Origin of the sequence: Paraburkholderia sp. (genome assembly GCF_050742655.1) — a bacterium.
Taxonomy (GTDB): domain Bacteria; phylum Pseudomonadota; class Gammaproteobacteria; order Burkholderiales; family Burkholderiaceae; genus Paraburkholderia.
The window spans coordinates 103,670-124,431 of record NZ_JBOIGG010000016.1; the positions used below are offsets into that span (position 1 = coordinate 103,670).

At 64.1% G+C, this 20,762-nt stretch carries 23 protein-coding genes; 8 read left to right on the forward strand and 15 right to left on the reverse strand.

What is annotated here, in order from left to right:
* Positions 1-3 precede the first annotated feature (3 nt).
* Together ACREXZ_RS21820 and ACREXZ_RS21825 are read right to left on the reverse strand one after the other, a co-directional pair.
* Positions 4-966 carry an alpha-E domain-containing protein gene (locus tag ACREXZ_RS21820; protein ID WP_431766197.1) on the reverse strand — a complete coding sequence of 321 codons (963 nt, stop codon included), beginning with the start codon at positions 964-966 and terminating at the stop codon, positions 4-6.
* 63 nt (positions 967-1,029) lie between these two features.
* Positions 1,030-2,502, reverse strand: coding sequence for a circularly permuted type 2 ATP-grasp protein (locus tag ACREXZ_RS21825; protein WP_431766198.1), 1,473 nt, complete (start codon positions 2,500-2,502; stop codon positions 1,030-1,032).
* Positions 2,503-3,143: 641 nt separating this feature from the next.
* Here ACREXZ_RS21825 and ACREXZ_RS21830 point away from each other — a divergent pair.
* Both ACREXZ_RS21830 and ACREXZ_RS21835 read left to right on the forward strand, forming a co-directional pair.
* Positions 3,144-3,836 (forward strand): hypothetical protein, encoded by a 693-nt coding sequence (locus tag ACREXZ_RS21830; protein WP_431766199.1) that lies wholly within the window; start codon positions 3,144-3,146, stop codon positions 3,834-3,836.
* Between the two features lie 92 nt (positions 3,837-3,928).
* Positions 3,929-4,063: a hypothetical protein gene (locus ACREXZ_RS21835; protein WP_431766200.1), complete on the forward strand. Its 135-nt coding sequence runs from the start codon at positions 3,929-3,931 to the stop codon at positions 4,061-4,063.
* A 167-nt stretch (positions 4,064-4,230) separates the two neighbouring features.
* Here ACREXZ_RS21835 and ACREXZ_RS21840 read toward each other — a convergent pair whose 3' ends face one another.
* The 4 genes from ACREXZ_RS21840 to ACREXZ_RS21855 form a co-directional block, all read right to left on the reverse strand.
* Positions 4,231-5,511 carry an RNA polymerase sigma factor gene (locus ACREXZ_RS21840; RefSeq protein WP_431766201.1) on the reverse strand — a complete coding sequence of 427 codons (1,281 nt, stop codon included), beginning with the start codon at positions 5,509-5,511 and terminating at the stop codon, positions 4,231-4,233.
* An 8-nt stretch (positions 5,512-5,519) separates the two neighbouring features.
* Positions 5,520-5,930 carry a VOC family protein gene (locus tag ACREXZ_RS21845; protein ID WP_431766202.1) on the reverse strand — a complete coding sequence of 137 codons (411 nt, stop codon included), beginning with the start codon at positions 5,928-5,930 and terminating at the stop codon, positions 5,520-5,522.
* Positions 5,931-5,965: 35 nt separating this feature from the next.
* Positions 5,966-6,376 carry a YciI family protein gene (locus ACREXZ_RS21850; RefSeq protein WP_431766203.1) on the reverse strand — a complete coding sequence of 137 codons (411 nt, stop codon included), beginning with the start codon at positions 6,374-6,376 and terminating at the stop codon, positions 5,966-5,968.
* A gap of 158 nt (positions 6,377-6,534) precedes the next feature.
* Positions 6,535-6,888, reverse strand: a complete 354-nt coding sequence (locus tag ACREXZ_RS21855) for a YciI family protein (protein ID WP_431766204.1) — start codon at positions 6,886-6,888, stop codon at positions 6,535-6,537.
* A gap of 302 nt (positions 6,889-7,190) precedes the next feature.
* On the opposite strand from ACREXZ_RS21855, the gene ACREXZ_RS21860 reads away from it, so the two are divergent.
* The gene (locus tag ACREXZ_RS21860; protein WP_431766285.1) at positions 7,191-7,358 is read left to right on the forward strand and encodes a glycine zipper 2TM domain-containing protein; all 168 of its coding nucleotides are present in this window, start codon (positions 7,191-7,193) and stop codon (positions 7,356-7,358) included.
* A gap of 33 nt (positions 7,359-7,391) precedes the next feature.
* Here ACREXZ_RS21860 and ACREXZ_RS21865 read toward each other — a convergent pair whose 3' ends face one another.
* Complete coding sequence (locus ACREXZ_RS21865; protein WP_431766205.1) at positions 7,392-7,718, reverse strand: low molecular weight protein tyrosine phosphatase family protein; 327 nt, start codon at positions 7,716-7,718, stop codon at positions 7,392-7,394.
* 110 nt (positions 7,719-7,828) lie between these two features.
* Here ACREXZ_RS21865 and ACREXZ_RS21870 point away from each other — a divergent pair, with 110 nt between their 5' ends.
* Positions 7,829-8,047 (forward strand): ribbon-helix-helix protein, CopG family, encoded by a 219-nt coding sequence (locus ACREXZ_RS21870; RefSeq protein ID WP_431766286.1) that lies wholly within the window; start codon positions 7,829-7,831, stop codon positions 8,045-8,047.
* A gap of 52 nt (positions 8,048-8,099) precedes the next feature.
* On the opposite strand, the gene ACREXZ_RS21875 is transcribed toward ACREXZ_RS21870, so the two are convergent.
* On the reverse strand, positions 8,100-9,548 hold the full coding sequence (locus ACREXZ_RS21875; RefSeq protein ID WP_431766206.1) for a glycosyltransferase family 2 protein: 1,449 nt from the start codon (positions 9,546-9,548) through the stop codon (positions 8,100-8,102).
* Between the two features lie 70 nt (positions 9,549-9,618).
* Entirely contained in the window at positions 9,619-10,224 is a 606-nt protein-coding gene (locus ACREXZ_RS21880) for a cytochrome b (RefSeq protein WP_431766207.1), read from the reverse strand.
* 194 nt (positions 10,225-10,418) lie between these two features.
* Here ACREXZ_RS21880 and ACREXZ_RS21885 point away from each other — a divergent pair, with 194 nt between their 5' ends.
* Positions 10,419-11,492: an asparaginase gene (locus ACREXZ_RS21885; protein ID WP_431766208.1), complete on the forward strand. Its 1,074-nt coding sequence runs from the start codon at positions 10,419-10,421 to the stop codon at positions 11,490-11,492.
* Here ACREXZ_RS21885 and ACREXZ_RS21890 read toward each other — a convergent pair.
* Positions 11,489-12,451, reverse strand: a complete 963-nt coding sequence (locus ACREXZ_RS21890; RefSeq protein ID WP_431766287.1) for a LysR substrate-binding domain-containing protein — start codon at positions 12,449-12,451, stop codon at positions 11,489-11,491. The genes ACREXZ_RS21885 and ACREXZ_RS21890 overlap by 4 nt on opposite strands.
* A gap of 148 nt (positions 12,452-12,599) precedes the next feature.
* Between ACREXZ_RS21890 and ACREXZ_RS21895 the strand changes: the two genes are divergently transcribed.
* Both ACREXZ_RS21895 and ACREXZ_RS21900 read left to right on the forward strand, forming a co-directional pair.
* Entirely contained in the window at positions 12,600-13,373 is a 774-nt protein-coding gene (locus ACREXZ_RS21895; RefSeq protein WP_431766209.1) for a transporter substrate-binding domain-containing protein, read from the forward strand.
* 41 nt (positions 13,374-13,414) lie between these two features.
* Positions 13,415-14,542 (forward strand): succinylglutamate desuccinylase, encoded by a 1,128-nt coding sequence (locus ACREXZ_RS21900; RefSeq protein ID WP_431766210.1) that lies wholly within the window; start codon positions 13,415-13,417, stop codon positions 14,540-14,542.
* A gap of 19 nt (positions 14,543-14,561) precedes the next feature.
* Here the strand turns inward: ACREXZ_RS21900 and ACREXZ_RS21905 are convergent, their stop codons facing one another.
* From ACREXZ_RS21905 to ACREXZ_RS21925, 5 genes are all read right to left on the reverse strand, one after another.
* Entirely contained in the window at positions 14,562-15,383 is an 822-nt protein-coding gene (locus tag ACREXZ_RS21905; protein WP_431766211.1) for a quaternary amine ABC transporter ATP-binding protein, read from the reverse strand.
* Positions 15,384-15,445: 62 nt separating this feature from the next.
* Complete coding sequence (locus tag ACREXZ_RS21910; protein WP_431766212.1) at positions 15,446-16,414, reverse strand: ABC transporter permease; 969 nt, start codon at positions 16,412-16,414, stop codon at positions 15,446-15,448.
* Positions 16,415-16,434: 20 nt separating this feature from the next.
* Entirely contained in the window at positions 16,435-17,472 is a 1,038-nt protein-coding gene (locus ACREXZ_RS21915) for an ABC transporter substrate-binding protein (RefSeq protein ID WP_431766213.1), read from the reverse strand.
* 51 nt (positions 17,473-17,523) lie between these two features.
* Positions 17,524-18,750: a M24 family metallopeptidase gene (locus tag ACREXZ_RS21920; RefSeq protein WP_431766214.1), complete on the reverse strand. Its 1,227-nt coding sequence runs from the start codon at positions 18,748-18,750 to the stop codon at positions 17,524-17,526.
* Positions 18,751-18,787: 37 nt separating this feature from the next.
* Positions 18,788-19,675 (reverse strand): HalD/BesD family halogenase, encoded by an 888-nt coding sequence (locus tag ACREXZ_RS21925; RefSeq protein ID WP_431766215.1) that lies wholly within the window; start codon positions 19,673-19,675, stop codon positions 18,788-18,790.
* A gap of 118 nt (positions 19,676-19,793) precedes the next feature.
* On the opposite strand from ACREXZ_RS21925, the gene ACREXZ_RS21930 reads away from it, so the two are divergent.
* Positions 19,794-20,717, forward strand: coding sequence for a LysR substrate-binding domain-containing protein (locus tag ACREXZ_RS21930; RefSeq protein WP_431766216.1), 924 nt, complete (start codon positions 19,794-19,796; stop codon positions 20,715-20,717).
* Positions 20,718-20,762: the final 45 nt, after the last annotated feature.

Consider the following 20,762-nt stretch of genomic DNA (forward strand, 5'->3'; position numbering starts at 1 on the left):
CCGTCAGGCCACTCCCTCCTCGACCGCGAGCGGCACGAGGAAATCGCGGCTCACGCGGCTCGCGAGATCGTTGACGCGCGCGAGAAAATCCACCAGATACGCGTGCAGGCCGCCGCCGAGAATGTCGCCGATGCGTCCGCTGCGCAGTTCGGTCGCCAGCTGCGCGGCGAGCCGCGCCGTGTCCCGTCCGCGCCCGTTCGTCACGCGCGCGACGATCTGCTCGACCTCCGTCATGCTCGCCGCGAGCGAGCGCGGCCAGTCGCCGTTGAGGATCAGCAGGCCCGCAACGCGCTCGGGCGTAATCACGTCGCGATACACCTTGCGGTACACCTCGAAGCCCGACACCGAACGCAGCACCGCGGCCCAGTGGTAGTAATCGAGTGACTGCACGGACGTATCGGCGCGCTGTTCGAGCATCGCGAACTTCACGTCGAGAATCCGCGCGGTATTGTCCGCACGCTCGATGAACGTGCCGAGCCGCATGAAGTAGAACGCGTCGTCTTTCACCATCGTGCCGAGCTGCACGCCGCGCGACAGATGCGAGCGAAACTTGACCCATTCGAAGAACTCGTACGGGTCGCGCTCGAGGATGCCGTCGAGCAGCAGCCGCTGGCAGTCGAGCCACGTCGTATTCAGCGTTTCCCACAGATCGGTAGTGGTCGAGCCGCGCACCGCGCGGGCGTTTTCGCGCGCCGCGCGCAGGCAACTGACGATCGACGACGGGTTCGACAGGTCGCGCGACATGAACTCGATCACGTCCTGGCTTTTCATTCCCTGATGTGCGGACGCGTAGACGCCGCTCAGCTCGGAGATGGACAGCATCGCGCGCCAGCCGAGTTCCGCGTATTCGTCGGACTGCGGCAGCAGCGACATCTGGTAGTTCGCATCGAGCATCCGTGCGGTGTTCTCGGCACGCTCGGTATAGCGCGCCATCCAGAAGAGATGGTCGGCAGTGCGGCTTAGCATGGGTGCTCCCGATAGTGCTTGTTGACGTGGACTGGATCGCGATTGGCCAGCGTTCGCGGCGGCCTAGCGCTCCAGCACCCAGGTGTCCTTGGTACCGCCGCCCTGCGACGAATTCACGACCAGCGATCCTTCGCGCAGCGCGACCCGCGTCAGGCCGCCGGGCACCATCCGCACGTCGTGGCCCGACAGCACGAACGGCCGTAGATCGATGTGACGCGGCGCGATGCCCGCCTCGACATACGTCGGACAGGTGGACAGCGACAGCGTGGGCTGCGCGATGTATTTATCCGGCTGCGCAATCAGCGCGGCGCGAAACGCTTCGATCTCCGCCTTCGTCGACGCCGGCCCGACCAGCATCCCGTAGCCGCCGGCGCCGTGCGTCTCCTTCACGACCAGTTCAGGCAGATGGTCGAGCACGTACTTCAGGTCGTCGGGCTTGCGGCACATCCACGTCGGCACGTTGTTCAGGATCGGCTCTTCACCGAGATAGAAGCGGACCATGTCAGGCACGTACGGGTAGATCGATTTGTCGTCGGCGACGCCGGTGCCGACCGCGTTGCATAGCGTGACGTGCCCTGCGCGATATGCGCCGATCAGCCCCGCGACGCCGAGTGCCGAATCGGGACGGAAAACCTCGGGGTCGAGGAAGTCGTCGTCGACGCGCCGGTAGATCACGTCGACGCGCTGCGGTCCCTGGGTCGTGCGCATGTACAGATAGTCGTTCTCGACGAACAGGTCCGGGCCTTCGACCAGTTCGACACCCATCTGCTGCGCGAGAAACGCGTGCTCGAAGTAAGCGGAGTTGTACATGCCCGGCGTCAGCACGACGATGGTCGGGTTGTCAGCGCCTTCGGGCGCCGCCGCGCGCAGCGTGTCGAGCAGCATGTCCGGATAGTGCGCGACCGGTGCGACCCGGTGACGCGAGAACAGCTCGGGAAAGAGCCGCATCATCATCTTGCGGTTCTCGAGCATGTACGACACGCCGGACGGCACGCGCAGGTTGTCCTCGAGCACGTAGAACTCGCCCTCGCCCGCACGCACGATATCGATGCCGGCGATGTGCGCGTAGATGTCGCGCACGACGTCGACGCCGCGCATCTCGGGCCGGTACTGCGCGTTCCCGATGATCTGCGCGGCCGGAATGACGCCTGCGCGAATGATCCGCTGGTCGTGATAGATGTCGTGGATGAAGCGGTTCAGCGCATTCACGCGCTGCCGCAGGCCGCGTTCGAGTGAGGCCCATTCGGCAGCGGGGAAGATGCGCGGGATCACGTCGAACGGAATCGTGCGTTCGGTGCCGACGCCGGTTTCGTCCTTCGCGCCGTACACCGCGAACGTGATGCCCACGCGCTGGAAGTTGAGCTCCGCCTCCGCGCGCTTGTTCGCGATCTGCCGTTCGCTCTGCCCGCACATCCAGCTGAAGAACTCGCGATAGTGCGTACGCGGATCGCCTGCGCCCGAAAATGCCGACGCTGGCAATCCGGTTGCCCGCATGTCGGAGCGTTCGAACATCTCGTTGAAGAATGCTTGCGTCATAACCGGTCTTCCCTCTGAGGTGCATGCCGGAGCGGTAGCTCGTCATCTCCTGGTTGCACTCGCCATCGCTCGCTCGACGCGGTTCCGATCGGGGCGGCGTGCGTTGCCGTTGCGTTGTCGTTGCAGCACAACGGCGCATGCCGGTCAGTCATGATGCTCGCCCGATCCTGAACTCACTCATGCTACCTCGTCCACGGACGGGCATGCACTTCGTCGTATCGCGAAATCCCATCCAACAAGGGCTTGCGACGACGGAACAACCAGGCGCCAAGGCAGACAACGCAACTTCCATGCCGATGCGCGGCGGCATCCGGTGACATCCAATGGGGCGCAGCACCGCTATTGCCACATCCTGCTGCACCGCCAAGGTGCGTCGCGTCGCGCAGTTGCACAGAATCGGGGTCGGCCGTTCGGCGCGGCGAGGCTCGCCGATTTAGCGATCGGCGATCGACAAGCGATGTGCCGCCTTTCGTCCACTCCCGGAAAGAGCAAGACGCAGCCGGTCGCAAGTAATTGCTTTTGAATACCGCTCGCCAGGGGTTTCGATCGATATGCGATCGAAGGCCGCTTACTATAATGAGACGGCTGCGCGGCTAGAGTCCGACAAGACCTTTCGCGACAGGTACCGTTATGGAGGCGGCATGCTGACTTCGGAAGACCTGTACGAAAGCACGCACTGGCGCGAACTGGACATGCGCGACAAGATCGACACGCGGCTCCAGGCATCGTTCACGCTCGCCACTGCGCTGATCGGCGCGATCAGTTTCCTCGTCAGCAACGTCGACACCGGGCATGCGTTCCACACGCTCGACTACGTGTTCTTCGCGTTGCTGCTTGTGACGTTCGCGTTGCTCGCTCTTTCCGGCGCCTTCTTTTTCAGATCCTCCGCGGGTCTGTTCTTTCAGAAAGACGCCTACAAGACCCTGCCCGCTTCGCTCGAACTCGTCGAATACGAAAAGCAGTGGGACGACCTGATCGTAAAATACCCTCAGGAGACGGCCGGAAAGACGTCCGACGGCGAAGTCAAAAAACTGCTGGTCAAATACTATTTGAATTCGCAGAAGACCAACGCCGGCATCAACGATCAGCGCGCGAAGAACATCGCGAGAATCAACAAACTGATTTTCGTCGAGGCCATCCTGACCGTCGTGGTGTTTGGTCTGTTCTATTTCGGCGGGTTGAACAAGACGAACTTCGAAAAGCCGCAGGACATCAGAATCACCGCACCGGTCGACATCCGCAGCATGCCGCCCGTCGTGCAGGACCGGTACGTTTTCTGGTGCCCGCCGACCGGGTACGTTCACGCACCGACACCGACCCACAAGAAGCATTGACAGCCACTATGTTGCATGGGACCAGAGTAAGCGCATGGGACCAGAGTAAGCGCTAAAGCGCCAACTCTGGTCGACAGCAGGAGGCCACGAACATGAACCACGCTGCCCGCAACCCCGCACGCATGACGTCGAGCACGCCGCCGAAAGAGCCGTTCGAGCCGCCGAAGGAGCCGCCGCCCCGCGATCTGCCGTTCCAGCCGCCGGTGCCGCGACAGGTTCTGCGATAAGCGCTGCGTGCATGAGGGCATCGCGTGCACGCTCGCAGCTCCCGTGCATGATGCGTCGTTACACTCCAGCGGCTCCGGCATTGCGCTCCAGAACTGTCGCAGCGAAAGCGCCGCGCGCGTCCGCTGCCCGGGCGCTGCCTTCCTGTTGCCCTTTCCGGAGCACCCGCTCAGGCGTGCCCTCCCGCCTCCCTCGCTCTCTCAAGCAACAACTCCCGCTCGCGCGCGTTACGCGTCATCGCCGCGGCGCGTTCGAACTCGGCGCGCGCCTCGTCGGTCCGCCCTAACTTCGCGAGCAGATCGCCGCGCACGCTCGGCAGCCAGTGGTAATGCGTGAGCGCCGGGTCGGCGGCCAGCTCATCGACGATCTCGAGTCCAGCCGCCGGACCGAACGCCATCCCCACCGCGACCGCGCGGTTCAGCTCGACGACCGGCGACGGCGCGACTTCCGCGAGCGCGTCGTACAGCGCGACGATCTGCACCCAGTCGGTGTCCGCAGCGGTACGCGCCCGCCCATGGCACGCGGCCAGCGCCGCCTGCAGCGCGTACGGTCCGCTCGCGCCGCCGAGCGCCTGTGAGCGTTCGAGCGCCACGAGTCCGCGACGGATCAGCAGCGGATCCCAGCGGCCGCGGTCCTGATCGAGCAGCAGCACCGGACGGCCCTGCGCGTCGACACGCGCATGCGTACGCGACGCCTGAATTTCCATCAGCGCGACGAGCCCGTGCACCTCGCTTTCATCGGGCACGAGGCCGGCCAGCACGCGACCGAGCCGCAGCGCTTCTTCGCACAGCGCGGGGCGCATCCAGTCGTCGCCGGCGGTCGCCGAATAGCCTTCGTTGAAGATCAGGTAGATCACCTCGAGCACCGACGCGAGACGCACTGCGCGCGCGTCCGCCTGCGGCACTTCGAACGGCACCTTCGCGGCGGACAATGTGCGCTTCGCGCGCACGATGCGCTGCGCGATGGTCGGCTCGGGTACGAGGAAGCCGCGCGCGATCTCGTCGGTGGTGAGGCCGCCGAGCAGACGCAGCGTTAGTGCGACGCGCGCGTCGGTCGATAGCACCGGGTGGCATGCGGTGAACACGAGCCGCAGCAGGTCGTCGCCGATGTCGTCTTCGCGCGCAGCGTCGAGCGCATCGACGAAGTCGGGCACGAGGTGCGCTTCGAGCGCATCCATGTCGAGACCGATCGCTTCGCGTTTGCGCGCCTGCAGCGCGTCGAGCCGCAGACGGTCGAGCGCGCGGTTTTTCGCGGTCGCCATCAGCCACGCTCCCGGGTTGTCGGGCACGCCCTCGTCGGGCCAATGTTCGAGCGCGGCGACGAGCGCGTCCTGCGCCAGCTCCTCTGCCACCCCGACGTCGCGCACGATGCGCGCGACGTGCGCGATGACCTTCGCGGCTTCGATGCGCCAGACCGCTTCGATCGCACGATGAGTCGCAGCCGTCGACACGGCCGGCCTCAGGAAGCCGCGCCCGACGCGTCGGGATCGAGGTGGATCAACTGCCAGATGTGTCCGTCGACATCCTCGAAGCCGTGCTCGTACATGAAGCCGTAGTCCTGCGGCTGACGCGTCGCCGTACCGCCCGCGGCCACCGCCTTCGTGACCAGCCGGTCCACCTGCGCACGGCTGTCGCACGACAGGCACATCAGCGCCTCGATACTCTTCGACGCATCGCACAGCGGCTTGTGCGAGAAGCTCTGGAAGAACGGCTTGATGAGCAGCATCGCGTAGATGTTTTCGCCGACGATCATGCAGGCACCCTGATCGTTGGTGAATCTCGGCTCGAATTCGAAGCCGAGATGCGAGAAGAAGGCCTTCGACCGGCTCAGATCGTCGACGGCGAGATTGACGTAGATTTGTCGATGCATGATGAAACGTTCCTTGTGCGATCAGCGCGTGACGTTCAGCGGGCCGCTTCGATCTGGCGGAACCGCTCGACCGCGTCGCTCGGCCCTAAGTCGTCCAGTTCCATCAACTGACGCACCTCAATTTCGCCGTCCGCGGTTTCGCCGAACGGCGCCGGGAAGCGCCGCGCCCATTCACGCGCTTCTTCGCGGGTGCGCACCTGGATCAGCGTATAGCCGGCGATCAGTTCCTTCGTCTCGGCGAACGGCCCGTCGAGAACGGTGCGCCGCCCGTTCGAGTAACGGATGCGCCAGCCCTTCGCGCTCGGATGCAGGCCGGTGGCGTCGAGCAGCACGCCGGCCTTCTCCAGTTCCTCGTGATAGGTCGTCATCGCGGCGAGCAGTTCTTCGGGGGGCATACCGCCGGCTTCGCTCGTCGCATTCGCCTTGACCATGATCATGAATCGCATCGCACTCTCTCCGTTCGGTGTGGGCCGTATTGGGTAAGAAGCCGTTCTCGGCCTCTTACCCGCACGACGAACGGCGCCCGGGCGAATCGACATGACTGGCGCGTACCCAGGGAAAATACCGAGATCGATCGATGCCGCTGGTCAAGCGAGCGCAGCGATTACTCGTAGCAGGGCGCGGTTTCGCGGACTTCGACAGTGCACCACTGCGCGGCCGGGCACGCGGCGGCGTATTCGAGCGCTTCTTCTCGGGTTGTGCAGTCGAGCAGGAAGAAGCCGCCGACCATTTCCTTGGCCTCGGCGAACGGGCCGTCGACGAGCCGACGCTCGCCGCCGCGCACCTGCAGCCGCGCCGCGCGTTTCGTCGACGCGAGCGACTGCGCGTCGATCAGCACGCCGCGCGACTTGAGATCCGCGGCAAAGCCGAGCATGCGGTCGTACAGGGCGCGCCCTTCCTCCTCGGTGCGCTCGTTCCGCTGTTCGGCGGGTTCGACGATGAGCAGCATGTAAGTCATGAAGTCTCCGTGGTCAGTCCGACAGGAAGCGCCGCGAATGTGGGCGCAGGCGGATCGCGATCGGAGTCTAGCAAGCGGTGCCGACACAGGCAAACCGCGGTGCCGCGATGCGGTACGGCATGCGACATCGGGACGATCGGCTATTCAATGAGTGCCGAATTGTTATCGGCTGACACGGTCAACGCGGGGCGGCGCGGCACGCCGTTTGCTGATTCGATGGTATCGAGCTTTTGGAGTACGTCATGACGCATCGCATCTGTATTAATAACGGTAATGGCACAGGTCGCTTTGTCTTCCGAACGATTCGCGTGAGCGCCGCGGCGCTGCTGCTATGCGTCGCCAGCGGCTGCACGCTGGGCGGTGCGGCAGCCGGCGGCGTCATCGGGAATGAAGCCACGAACCACAGCGCAGTGGGAACTGTCGGCGGCGCAGTGGCTGGCGGCATTATTGGACACGAGCTGGGTAAGTAGAGGCTGCGTCGACTGTCGCTTAAGCCGCTTCGCTCAAGACCGCAAAAACCGTCCAGCTTTTTGCTCCAGCAGCGCGATGAGTTCGGGCTGCATGAACGCGTACCTGTCGGGAATATCCAGACAGACTATTCGTTTGTCCTTCAGGTGCGTGCCGAATTTTTTCGACAGCTTCACCTTGTGTGCCCGCTCCATCACGAAGATGATCTCCGCCCATGCGACTTGATCGGCGGAGACGATCGTCACGGCATCGGGGGCAAGGCCCGCGGAATCGGTTTCGATGCCGGGCCAGCTTGCGAATACTTCTTCTGCCGTGGGGCTACGCAACCGGTTGCGGCTGCAGATGAAAAGTGCGCGCGTCAATGGCGATCGCCTTGCATGATTTTGTCTCTCCAGCGACTTGCTCCAGCAAGCGTATTGGTGCCAACATGCCGCATGATATATGCCATGTATGCCGTGATGCGGAGAAGATGATGAGTCGAATTCTGGTCGACCTGCCGGATGCGCAAGTCGAAGAATTGACTGCACTCGCAGAAGCGGAACGGCGCCCCAGGGCAGCTGTTATCCGAGAGGCGATCGACGCGTATATCGCGCAGCACAAACATGCGCTCGACGTCGACGTTTTCGCGCTGTGGAAAGACAAGAAACTCGATGGCCTTGAATACCAGCAGGAGCTTCGCTCAGAATGGTAGAGGCTCTTTTCGACACGTTAGATGGCCGACGTGCGTGATGCGAAGAAGGCCCTCACTCACCATCCGCCACCAACCCCGACCGCTTCTGCACCCCCCACGACTTCCCGCCGCGCAGAAAATGCAGCCACCCCAGCACCGCGCCCGTATGACGCAGCAGCTGGAACGTGAACGGCTCGGTAATCGCGGCGGCGGTCGCCGCCCACAGGCTGGAGTTCGAGCGATCGCCAGTCCAGCGGCGATACAGATGCACGCACCACAGATAGAACGCGAGATCGAGCGCGGTCTTCAAACCGATCACGCTAAAGATCGACAGCACGATCGCACCGTGACCGCCGAATACGAAACCAAACAGCAGCGCGACCGCGGTGAGCCCATAAACCGGTTGCATCGTGTCGAATGCCTTGACCGGCAGCATCAGCAAACCGAGCTTGCCGTAGCGCGCATTGCCGGTCATGTCGCGGTTCCAGTACTGCGTCTCCAGGAAGCCCGCGAACCAGCGGCGCCGCTGCCGCAGGAACGTGCCGAGCGTCGCGGGCGCGTCGGTGCGCGCGTGCGCATCGCCGATCACGCGCACATCCCAGCCGAGTCCGCGATCGATCGAATAGCGGCGCAGCCGGTGGATCAGCTCGTAATCCTCGACGAGACACTGCGGATCGAAACCGCCGACCGCGAGCAGTGCATCGCGTCTGAACGCGGCGAACGCGCCGGAGATCAGCAGCAGGCTGTCCGCACGCATCCACGCGAAGCGCGAGATGAAATTGCGCATGTACTCGTAGGTCTGGAACCACTGGAACAACCGGCCCGACACGGTCTTGCCGCACACCGGCACGAGAATGCCCGCAGCCGCGACAAGCCGCGCGTGCTCGGCGAACGCGCTGCGCATCGCGAAGGTCGCGTCGTCGGCGAGCAGCGTGTCGGCGTCGACGGTCATCACGGTTTCCGTCGAGATCAGCGTCATCGCCGCGTTCAACGCGCGCGCCTTGCCGCCGTGCACGACGCGTAGCCAGTACAGGTTCGGATAGCGCGTGCTCGGCGCACTCAATTCGCCTTCGCGCGGTGCGACGAGTCCGAACTCGCGTTCGAGCAGCGCGGCGGTGCCGTCGGTCGAGCCGTCGTCGGCAATGACGATCTGCGCGGGGCCATGCGCCTGGCGTAGCAGCGCGGCCAGCGTAATGGGCAGCACGGATGCCTCGTTGTGCGCGGCGACGAGCACGCCCATCGAAGGCAGTGTTGCGCCGGCCGGCGCAACACTGCGGGGCCGTGCGCCGTATGCGAGCGGCAGCGCCTTCAGCGTGACGAACACGAGCAGCAGCGTGTCGTAGATCACGTACGCAAGGCCGGTGGACCAGGCCACCAAGCCGTGCAGAAAAAATGCGCGCGCAAACAGGATCAACCACAGCACGCCGACGCTGCCGTGAATCAGCAGCCCGGTCAGCGTGACCGGGCGCGGCACGATGCGCGGCGATGCGGCCGCCAGCGCCTGTTCCAGAGAAGTCTTCAAGATGCTCACTCGTTAAATCGGTACGAAGCCGCGCATCGAAACCGCGGGCCGCCGTGACGCATCGCGTGCGTCACGGAGTCATGCGTTTGAGAACCGAATGCCGGTCGATCCACTCGTGCTTAAGCGCGCCGCCGATATGCAGCGCAAACAGCGCGTACAGTCCATAACCGAGCCACGCGTGCAGCGCGCCGAAACGGTCGTGCAGCGTCTCTTTCAGCGCGGGGGCGAGATGCATCACGTAACCGATCCGCGGCCAGGGCACCAGACCGTACAGGCTCATCGGATGCGTTGCCGCGTCCTTCCACGCGGAATCGTGCAGCCAGCCGGACAGCGGCAGGCCGATCATCAGTGCATACAGCAGCACGTGCGCGATGTGTGCCGCGGCCTTTTCCCAGCGCGGAAACGCGTTCGGCAGCTCGGGCGGCCGGTGGCTGATGCGCCACAGAATGCGCAGCAGCGCGAGGCCGAGCACCGTGATGCCGATCGACTTGTGCGTGTCGATCACCGGGCGGACCCAGTCGTCGGGCAGCCAGTCGGCGGAAAGACCCAACGCCACGTTGCAGATGATCAGCACCGCGATGATCCAGTGCAGCAGCATCGCCGTGCGCGTGTAGCGCGCCGCGGAGCCGGGCTCGGCCCGCTGCGTGGACAGTTCGATTCGGGTATCGGGAATCATGGAGTTGCGTCGTCGAGATGTAAGGTTGAGCGGATGGTTTCGTCAGGCTTGTACAGGGCGGTCGAGGAACGTTGACCTTGCCGCGACCTATCGATAACGCCGGATCGCGCCGGTTTATTCCACGTGCGCGGATTGCCCTCATGGAATGGACCGACCCGTACAATGCCGATGCCTCCCCCTTCCAGAGACCGATAATGACCCCCGCCGTTCCACCGATCGCCGCCACCGAATACCGCGGCGATGCAGTCGAAAACACGCACGCCGCCCATGTCGCCATCACCGACGCAGACGGTACATTGCTGTACGCATTCGGCGATCCGTCGCGCGTCACGCTGCCGCGCTCGGCCGCAAAACCCGCGCAGGCGCTTGCCGTGCTCGAGACCGGCGCGCTGGAGCGCTACGGTTTCGACGACGCCGATCTCGCACTGATGTGCGGTTCGCACAGCAGCGAGGAACGCCATCTGGAGCGCGTACGGCACATGCTCGAAAAAGTGCACGCGAGCGAAGCCGACCTGCGCTGCGGCGGCCATCCGCCGATATCCGACGACGTGTACCGTGCGTGGATCAAACGCGACTTCGTGCCGGGCGCGGTGTGCAGCAACTGCTCGGGCAAGCACGCCGGGATGCTCGCGGGCGCGCAGGCGATCGGGGCAGCTATCGCCGATTATCACCTTCCCGATCATCCGCTGCAGATTCGCGTGAAGCACACGGTCGCCGATGTCTGCGATCTGCCCGACGACGCCGTGCAATGGGGCATCGACGGCTGCAATCTGCCGACGCCCGCGTTCCCGCTCGACCGGCTCGCGCGGCTGTTCGCGAAGCTCGCCGATGCCGCCGACCGCACCGCGCGTGAAGACGCGGTGGATGCGCGCACAGCAGCCCTCGCACGCATCTACCGCGCGATGACCACCTACCCGGAACTGGTCGCCGGCGAACATCGTTTCTGCACCGCGCTGATGCGGGCCTTCGATGGCGCGCTCGTCGGCAAGGTCGGTGCCGCAGGCAGCTATGCGATCGGCGTGCGCGCGTCGCCGCAGACCGCGCGGCACGGTGCGCGCGGCGCGCTCGGCATCGCAGTGAAAGTCGAGGATGGCAATCAGACGGTGCTGTACGCGCTCGTCGCTGAACTGCTCGCGCAACTCGACATCGGTACGCCCACCCAGCGTGCGGCGCTCGATGTGTACCGTGCGCCGCCGATGCGCAATACGATGGGTGTCGAGACGGGGCGCCTCAAACTGACGCTAGCGCTTGCCGCACAGCCGCGCTAACTGGCCGATGCGCTCATCGCGGCGGCCGCTGCATCCGGATCGCCACGACGCACGGTGCGCGCATACGACGCAATCATCGCGGCCAGTTCCTGCGCGGCCGGCGTAAGCGGCACACCAGCGCGCTGCAGCACGCACACGTTCGAACGCTCGGCCCGTTCGCGGATCGGCACCGCGACGAGCGCGCCGGCGAACAGCCGGTGCCGCGTCACCACCGACGGCTCGAGCGACAGGCAATCGGTTTCGACGATCAGATGCAGCGTGTCGAATACCGCCTCGGTCGTCGCGACGATCTTCGGCGGCGGCAGCCCGTGCGCGGCGAACAGATCGACGAGGCGATTGGTCGGCAGCATGCCTGCCTGCTTCGGCGCGCGTGTCGCGATCCAGTGGCAGTCGGCGAGTTCGCTCAATGACGTCGCGTGCGCGAGCGGATGCCCGCGCCGGCACACGATGACCGGATCGGACGGATAAAGCGCCGTCACCCCGAGATCGCTCACGTCGGTACTCGCCGACACGAGGCCGACCGCGAAATCGAGCGTGCCGTCGCGAATCCACGCGATCATCGCGCGCGACGTGCCGCCCATCAGATGCACCGCGACGTTGTCGAAGCGCGCGCGAAACTGCATCAGCACGGGGGCGAACGTGTCGATCAGCGGTTCGGTCGTCACGCCGAGCGACACCACGCCGCCGGATTCGCCGCGCAGCTGTGCCATCTCGCGCTCGGTGCGCTCGCACTCGCGAAGAATCGCGCCCGCGCGCAGCATTAGCCGTTCGCCGAACGGCGTCAGCGCGATGCCGCGGTTCGTGCGCGTGAACAGCGTCGCGCCGAGCGTCTGTTCGAGGCTCTGTAGCTGCTGCGTCAGCCCGCTCTGCGCGGTGTCGAGCGCACGCGCGGCCGCGCGGATGCTGCCGCGTTCGGCCACCGCGACGAACGCGCGCAACTGGGAGAGCGTGAGCGACATGGCGACCCCGCGATCGGAAAAAGTGAACATGATAGTCCGAAGGAGACTTCGGGCCGATATGTGTCCGCTCTACCATGTGCGCTTATTTGCACTTTGCCTGCGCGCGGCCTGGCGCATTCGCCGCCACGTCCGCTTCCCCGGAGACCTCATGAAAAAACATCTATTCGCGCTGTTTGCATTGCTTGCGCTCGGTATCGGCCAGGGCGCATTCGCGCGCGACCCCAGCGAAGTGCGCCTCGGCATCGATCCCACCTATCCGCCGATGGATTCGAAAGCGCCCGACGGCAGTTTGCAAGGTTTCGACGTCGATCTCGGTAACGAGATCTGCCGCCGCATTCACGCGAAATGCAAATGGGTCGAGCTGGAGTTCTCGGGGATGATCCCCGCGCTGCAGGCGCGCAAGATCGACGCGATCCTGTCGTCGATGGCGATCACCGACAAGCGTATGCAGACCATCGCGTTCTCGTCGAAGCTGTTCCAGTTCAAGTCGCAGCTCGTCGCGCGGCAGGGTTCACCGCTCGCCGCCGATTCGACGGCACTCGCGGGCAAGCGGATCGGTGTGCAGACGGGCACGCAGTTCGAGACGTACGGGCTCGCGCACTGGACCTCCGCAGGCGCACAGGTAATCGCGTACAAGAGCCAGGACCAGGTGTTCGAGGACCTGCGCAACGGTCGTCTGGACGGCGCGTTGCTCGGCTGGGTCGAAGCCGACTACGGCTTCCTGCGCACGCCCGGCGGCAAGGGCTTCGCGTTCGTCGGACCGCAACTGTCGATGGGCGATCACGGCACCGGGATCGGTCTGCGCAAGGACGACGCCACACTGAAGGCCTCACTCGACGCAGCGATCGCCGCGATGCGCCAGGACGGTACGTATGCGCGCATCGCGCACCGCTATTTCGACTTCGATCCGTACGGCGAGTAAGCAACCAGGCGGTCCTGCATCTTCTTTTTTCGGGTTCTCTCATGCGCCAACACGTCACTCCGCTTCTGTCGCCTGCCGTCGGCACGCGCCGCGAACTCACCAGTTTTCATTTCGGCGAGACCGCGCGTGGCCAGACCGATAGCCAGAAAATCTACATCCAGGCGTCGCTGCACGCCGACGAAACCCCCGCGATGCTGACGGCCGTGCTGCTGCGCCGGCGCCTCGCCGCGCTCGAAGCCGAAGGCGCGCTCGCCTCGGAAATCGTGCTCGTGCCGGTCGCCAATCCGGTTGGACTGTCGCAGCATGCGCTCGGCCAGTTCATCGGTCGCTTCGAACTCGGTAGCGGGAAGAATTTCAACCGGCATTTCATCGATCTCGCGAAGCTCGCGGGCGATGTCGCCACGCGCTTCGGCAGCGACGCGCAGGAAAACAAGGCGATGGTGCGCGACGCATTGCGCAGCGGGCTCGCCGCACAAAAGCCGCTAACCGAATTCGAATCGCTGCAGCTCGCACTGCTGACGCTGTCGTTCGACGCGGACGTCGTGATCGATCTGCACTGCTCGCTCGAAGCAGCGATGCATCTGTACACGAGCGAAGCGGCGTGGCCCGAGTTCGAACCGCTTGCGCGCTATCTCGGCGCGGAAGCGTCGTTGCTCGCGACCGATTCCGGCGGCCAGGCCTTCGACGAAGCGCACAGCCTGTGCTGGTGGGCGCTTCAGCAGCCGCTGCCGGACAGCACACCGCTTGCGACCGGCATCATCGCGACGACGATCGAATGCCGTGGCCAGCGCGATGTGGCCTATGAAATCGCGCAGCAGGACGCCGACGCGATCGTCGAATTCCTGCGTGCACGCGGCGCGATCCGCGGAGAAGCAAAACCGCTGCCGCCGTTGCGCGCGCCCGCGACGCCTCTTGCGGGCAGCGAGCAGTTCTATGCGCCGGTAAGCGGCATCGTCGTGCATCGCGCGCAGATCGGCGACACGATCCGCGCGGGCGATCCGCTGTTCGACATCGTCGATCCGCTCACCGACGAAACGACGACGCTGCACAGCCACACCGACGGCGTGTTCTACATGCGTCGCGCAATCCGCTTCGCGACCGCGGGTGCACCGCTGGGTCGCGTGACGGGGGCGAGACCGATTCGTACTGGGGTGTTGCTCGGGGCGTAGCGGGAAAAAATGAACCGCATCAATGACGCGAAGCGGTGCGCTCGACAAAGCGCTTCACGTAGTCGTCCGCGGGGCGCGTCAGGATTTCGTCGGGCGTGCCTTGCTGGATCAGTTTGCCGTCGCGCAGAATGGCGATGCGATTGCCGATCCGCAGCGCCTCGTCGAGATCGTGTGTGACGAACACGATGGTCTTTTTCATCGTGGACTGCAGGTACAGCAACTGGTCCTGCATTTCCGTGCGAATCAGCGGGTCGAGCGCGGAAAACGCTTCGTCCATCAGCAGCACGTCCGTGTCCGCGACAAGCGCGCGAGCGAGACCGACACGCTGACGCATCCCGCCCGACAGCTCATCCGGATAGTGCCCGTCATAGCCGTTCAGGCCCACCTTGCCTAGCCAGACCTGCGCTTTCGCATGCGCCTCCGACTTGCCTTCGCCGCGCACACTCAACGCGTACGCGGTGTTGTCGAGCACGGTTCGATGCGGCAGCAGACCGAAGCTCTGGAACACCATGCTGACCTTGTTGCGACGTAAATCGCGCAAGCCGTGCGCACCGAGCCCGATGATGTCGGATCCGTCGATCGCGATCTCGCCGGCGGTCGGTTCGATCAGCCGGTTGAAGTGTCGCACCAGCGTCGATTTGCCGGAACCCGACAGCCCCATGATGACGAAGATCTCGCCCGAACCGATCTTCAGGCTGATGTCGTTCAGACCGACGTTGCAACCGGTCTGCGCAAGGACATCGGCTTTGCCCTGGCCGTTGCGCAACAGATCCAGCACACGCGCATGATTGGCGGACGGCCCGAACAGTTTGTACACGTGGTTGACTTCAATCGCGGCCATGTCGTTCTCCTGTCGACCAGAGTTAGCGCTTCAGCGCTTACTCTGGTCCCATGTCTTTCGGGTTACTTCGCAGCACGCGTTTCGAGGACTGCGTCAGGCGCTTCGTCCTGAACCGCCTCCGCGCGCTTCACGCGATAAGGAATCCGCGAAGCCGCCTTCGCCTTCCGGCGCTGCGCCAAAAGACGTCGCGCACGACGATCCTGACCATAGCCCTGACTGATCCGGTCGATCACGATCGCGAGAATCACGATCGCGAGGCCCGCCTGCATGCCCTTGCCGACGTCGAGCGTCTGAATACCGGCCAGCACGTCTTCGCCCAGTCCACGCGAACCGATCATCGAGGCGATCACCACCATCGACAACGCCATCATCGTCGTCTGGTTGATACCGGCCATGATGCTCGGTCGCGCGAGCGGTAGCTGCACGTTGAACAGCAGTTGCATGCGCGTGGTGCCGAACGCGCGCGCCGCCTCAACCACTTCGGTGTCCACGTGGCGGATGCCGAGATCGGTCATCCGGATCAGTGGCGGCAGCGCATAGATGATCGTCGCGAAAATCGCCGGCACCTTGCCGAGCCCGAACAGCATCAGTACCGGGATCAGATAAACGAAGCTCGGCAGCGTCTGCATCACGTCGAGCGTCGGCAGCAGCATGCGCCGCAGCCACGCACTGGATGAACTCAGAATCCCGAGCGGCACGCCAAGCGACACGGACAGCACGGTTGCGACGAGCATCAGCGCAAGCGTCTGCATCAGCTTCTCCCACAGGCCGAAGCAGCCAATTCCATAGAGCAGCAGCATGAAGAACGCTGCGATGCTGAGGCGCCGCGTCGCATTCCACGTGATCGCGCCCACTGCGAGCAGAACCAGCCAGGGCGGCATCGCGCGCAGTGCGCTTTCCAGCGGCACCAGCACGTTTCGCAGAAGCACGATGCTGAACTGGTGAAAGCCGTCGCCGTAGCGGCCGACGAACGACTGCACGGCATCGTTCACCCAGTCGGCAATCGAAAGATGCAAAAAGAACGAATTCACGATCAACCCTCCACTGCGGGTTACGCGCCCGCCAGGCCCGCCTGTACTTTCGACGCGACGTCCGCGGGGACCCACTGCTTCCACATCTCCGGATGTTCACGCAGGAACTGCGTCGCCATCGCCGAACCGTCGAGCTTCTTCGCACTCATCTCGAGGATGGTTTCGTTGAGGAAGTCCATCGGAAAACTGACCTTGCCGAGCATCGACATGAGTTGCGGATCGGCGTCGTAAAACGGCGTCGATACGCCCACGGTGACCCGCGAAACCATGTAGGACGATGCGCATTGCGACGTGCTGCTCTCGTCGCGCAAGGTCTTCCAGCAGGCGTCGTTGTAAGCCGGCATCTTCAGCGCGACGAACTTGTACTTCGCCATCAGCGCGGCCGGTCCCCAGTAATAGAAGACGATCGGCGCACCGCGCTGGTAGGCCGACGCGATCGCCGCATCGAGCGCGGCGCCCGTGCCCGGATGGAAATTCGTGTAGCTCGCATCGAGGTTGAGCACTTTCAGCAAACGTGTGTTGACGCGTTCGCAGTCCCAACCCGTGGGGCAGTTGAGAAAGCGGCCCTTGTCCGGTTCCTCGTCGTCGGCGAACACGCTTTTGTACTTCGGCAGATCCGCGACCGAAACGAGACCTGGCGCCACCGGTTTGATCCCGCGCTTCGGGTCGCCCTTCACGACGTACTCGGGCACGAACCAGCCTTCTTTCGTGCCACCCGGCAACGTATCGCCAACCAGTTTGACGCTACCCGAGGCGACCGCTCGCGCGGTGATTTCACTGCGACCGGTCCATTGTTCGGCCCACACCTGAACGTCGTTGTGCGCGAGCGCTGTTTCCGTCGCAGCCGTGCTGCCCGGCACGACATCGGTCTTGCAGCCATAGCCTTTTTCGAGGATCTGGCGCAGCACCTCGGTCGCGAACGAACCGCTTTCCCACGTGATGCCCGCGAAATGCACGGTCTTGCCCTGAGCGCACCAGCTATCCGCCGCATGCGCGGCACTGCCGCTCAAGGCGAGGGCGGCGGCGCACAGCATCGCCCAGCGTTGTCTGAATTGCATCGTCGTCACCCTTTGAGCATTGAAATGCGTTTGAACCGGCAGGCGGTGTGCTCAGGCGAGCAGGCGTTTTTCGAACGGATAGTCGGAGAGCAGTTCGACACGGCCGTCGTCGCGTACGTAGACCTGCTCCTCGAGCTTGACGCCTTCGCCGCCGTCCTCGTGTCCGATATAGCTTTCGATGCACAGCGTCATGCCGGGCTCGATCACACCGTCGTAGCCTTTTGCCTCGTTATCCTCGCGATGGACGATGTACGGGTATTCGCCCGTCATGCCGACACCGTGGGCCAGCGCGAAATAGCGGCGTGCCTGATACGGCCCGGGGATTTTCCAGGCCCTGGCGATGAACTCCTGAAACGTCGTGCCGGCCCGCACGTTTTCCATGTTCGAATGCACCTGCTCGTAAGCCAGCGTGTAGAGCGTTTTTTGCGCAGTCGTGGCGGGCGTGTCGCCGCACAGGAACGTGCGCGAGAAATCGGCGTAGTAGCCGAAGCGCCCCACTACGTCGGTGTCGAGTCCCACCAGTTCGCCCGTCTGGATCTTGCGCGGGCTGCTCTCCTGGAACCACGGATTGGTCCGCGGACCGGAGCTGATCAAACGCGTTTCCACGTAGTCGCCATCGGTTTCGATGATGTGTTTATGCAGATGCGACCACAGCTCGTTTTCGCTGATGCCGGGCACGAGCGCCGCTTCGAGCTTGCGCACGCCCTCTTCGGCGGCACGCAACGACGAGCGGATCATCTTGATCTCGTTAGGCACCTTGATGGCCCGCGCACGTTCAAGTGGTTCCTGCGCGTCGCTGACCTGATAGCCGCGTGCCTGCAACGCGAATGCCGCTGCCGACGTGGCGCTCTCGATCGCGATGCGCTTGCCGCCGCCGCATTGCTTCACCAGCTCGTCGATCTCGTCGGCCCAGCGTTCGGTGACGCGGCCCAGCATGTCGTCGCAGAAGTAATAGGAAATCGCGGTGGCCGGGCGGACTTCGTCGACCGTATCGAGGCCGTCGGCGAGGAAATCGCAACCCGCATATTCAAACAGCACCACCTTGCCCTCGGCCGGCACGAACACATAGCGCGCGGGATTGCGCATCGAGTAGACCTGCATGTTGCGCGATCCGGTGGCATAGCGCATATGCGTGGGATCGAACAGAACGGCAGCGGTCAAGTCGCGCTTTTTCAGTTCGCGACGCACGGCGGCGAGCCGGTCACGCTGAATCTGCGCGATCTCCTGCGCAGTCGGTTCGCAATCTTCCGGTCGATGAGTCGGGCGAATAATCGTCATGGTTTTGTGGGGAGGATGTTGGTATGAGAAAACAGGTTCAGTCGACCAGATCGTCGGCGCGCACGAGGCGTTGCTCGGCTTCCAGATGCATCTCGGACACGCGCCCGTACAGTTGACGCGTGCGTTCAAGACGACCGATCACGCCGGGGTTTTTCGAGTACGCAAAGATCGCGGTGTGCCGATCGATCGAGCCTTGCACCTGCGTCACGCGATGCAGCGAAAAACGCCCCTTGAACAGTTGTAGATCGCCCGGCTGCAGCGTGATCACATTGATCGGCGCGCGCGTCTCGCCGCGCACCACGCTCCCCACGTCGCCATAGTTCTCGCCCTCGGGCGAGCGGATATTCGGGCAATACTCGAAGTCACCGCCAGCGTCCGGCTGCTGCGTCATCATCGAGACGATGAATTCGTTGGTGTCGTAGTGCCACGGCTGCTGGGTGCCGGGCGGCATGACGTTCTGCACGAGCCCCGCATAGGGATCGGCGTATTCCCACACGCGCTCTTCGCCGAGGCACGCGGCGACGAAGCGTTTCATCGCGTGCGCGACGTAGAGGCGGTGCACGATCGCATCGGCTGGAATCACGTCGCGGGTCACGAACCCGCTGGTGCGGTCCATAAAGACGCGGCGCGGATCGTCGGTAGGCAGCGAAGGATCGTCGGCCGTGAAGTAGGCATTGACCTTGCGTGTGGAGAAGTAAGTTTTAGCGGCTAGCGCCACACCTTCGGCACGCGCCTTGACCAGCGCTTCCGGGCGCAGGAATCCATGCAGGACCGCGCTACCGTTGCCCGCCAGATGAGCGCGGCAGTTCGCGATCAGCTCGCGCATACGCGGGTGGTCCGGATCGTGCAGCGGATAGCGCTCAGTATCGACAACGTCGCTCAAATCGTTGCATTCGGCATCGGCGAGAGGAAGACTGACTGACACGGAGAACTCCAATGAGGGGACTGACTGGTTTGTGGAGCGAATTGTTTTCGACAACAATTACTGCACTGACGCCCCCATGTTTCGTTCGCCAAATTTTCTTGGAAAGCGAGTAATTCCGATGGCTTCCATCAGCGGACCCGATTGGTCGAAACTGAGTGCTCTGGATCCCGAACTGGTGCATGCCTTCGTCGCTGTCGTCGACAGTGGCGGGTTCACTGCGGCCGCCCGGCTGCTGCACCGTACGCAGTCGACCATCAGCCTGCGAATCCGCACGCTCGAGGAGCGGCTCGACACGCACATGTTTCTGCGCAATAGCCGACGGCTTGCACTATCGCGGGACGGCGAGAATTTTCTGATCCACGCGCGTCGCATCATTCAGGTGCAAAACGAAGCGATCGCCGCACTGAACCGGAGCAATAGCGACGGTGTGATCCGTTTTGGTTTGCCCGAGGACTACGCCGAACTGTGGCTGCCGGAGTTGCTCAAGAAGTTTTACGCGCTGCGTCCCGGCGCACGGCCGCATATTCATTGCCGGATGTCGCTTGAATTACTGGAGCGGCTTCAGGCGGGCGAGCTGGATCTCGCGCTGGTGGTACGGCATGGATCGCAGACCAGCGGACGACATCTGGGGCGTGAGGAAGTGGTGTGGGCGGCCCACCGCGACTTCGTGCTGGCGCCCGATGCCCCCGTGCCGCTCGCGCTGTTTCCCGAGACCTGCTGTTACCGGCAGCGAGGGCTCGAGGCGCTTGCCGCGGTCGAGCGGCCCTACCAGGTCGTGTACACGAGTCAGAGTCCAACGGGGATCAAGGTCGCGGTGAATCATGCCGCGGCGGTCACGATCATCGATCGCTGTACGCTGCCCGACAGCTGGCGCGTGCTGGGGCCTCAGGACGGCTTGCCGCCGTTGCCTCCGGCCGATCTTGAATTGCACCGGTCGTCGGTCAATCACGACCCCGCAGCGGATGACCTGGCTGCGTTGATTGAAGCGATGGTCGAGGAGCGCAGGAGTGTTGCCCCGCGCGTCAGCGAGGCGTCTGTTTGAATTCCGGTTGAGCCGGTGTGTCCGCTCTGGCGAACGCTCGGGTGA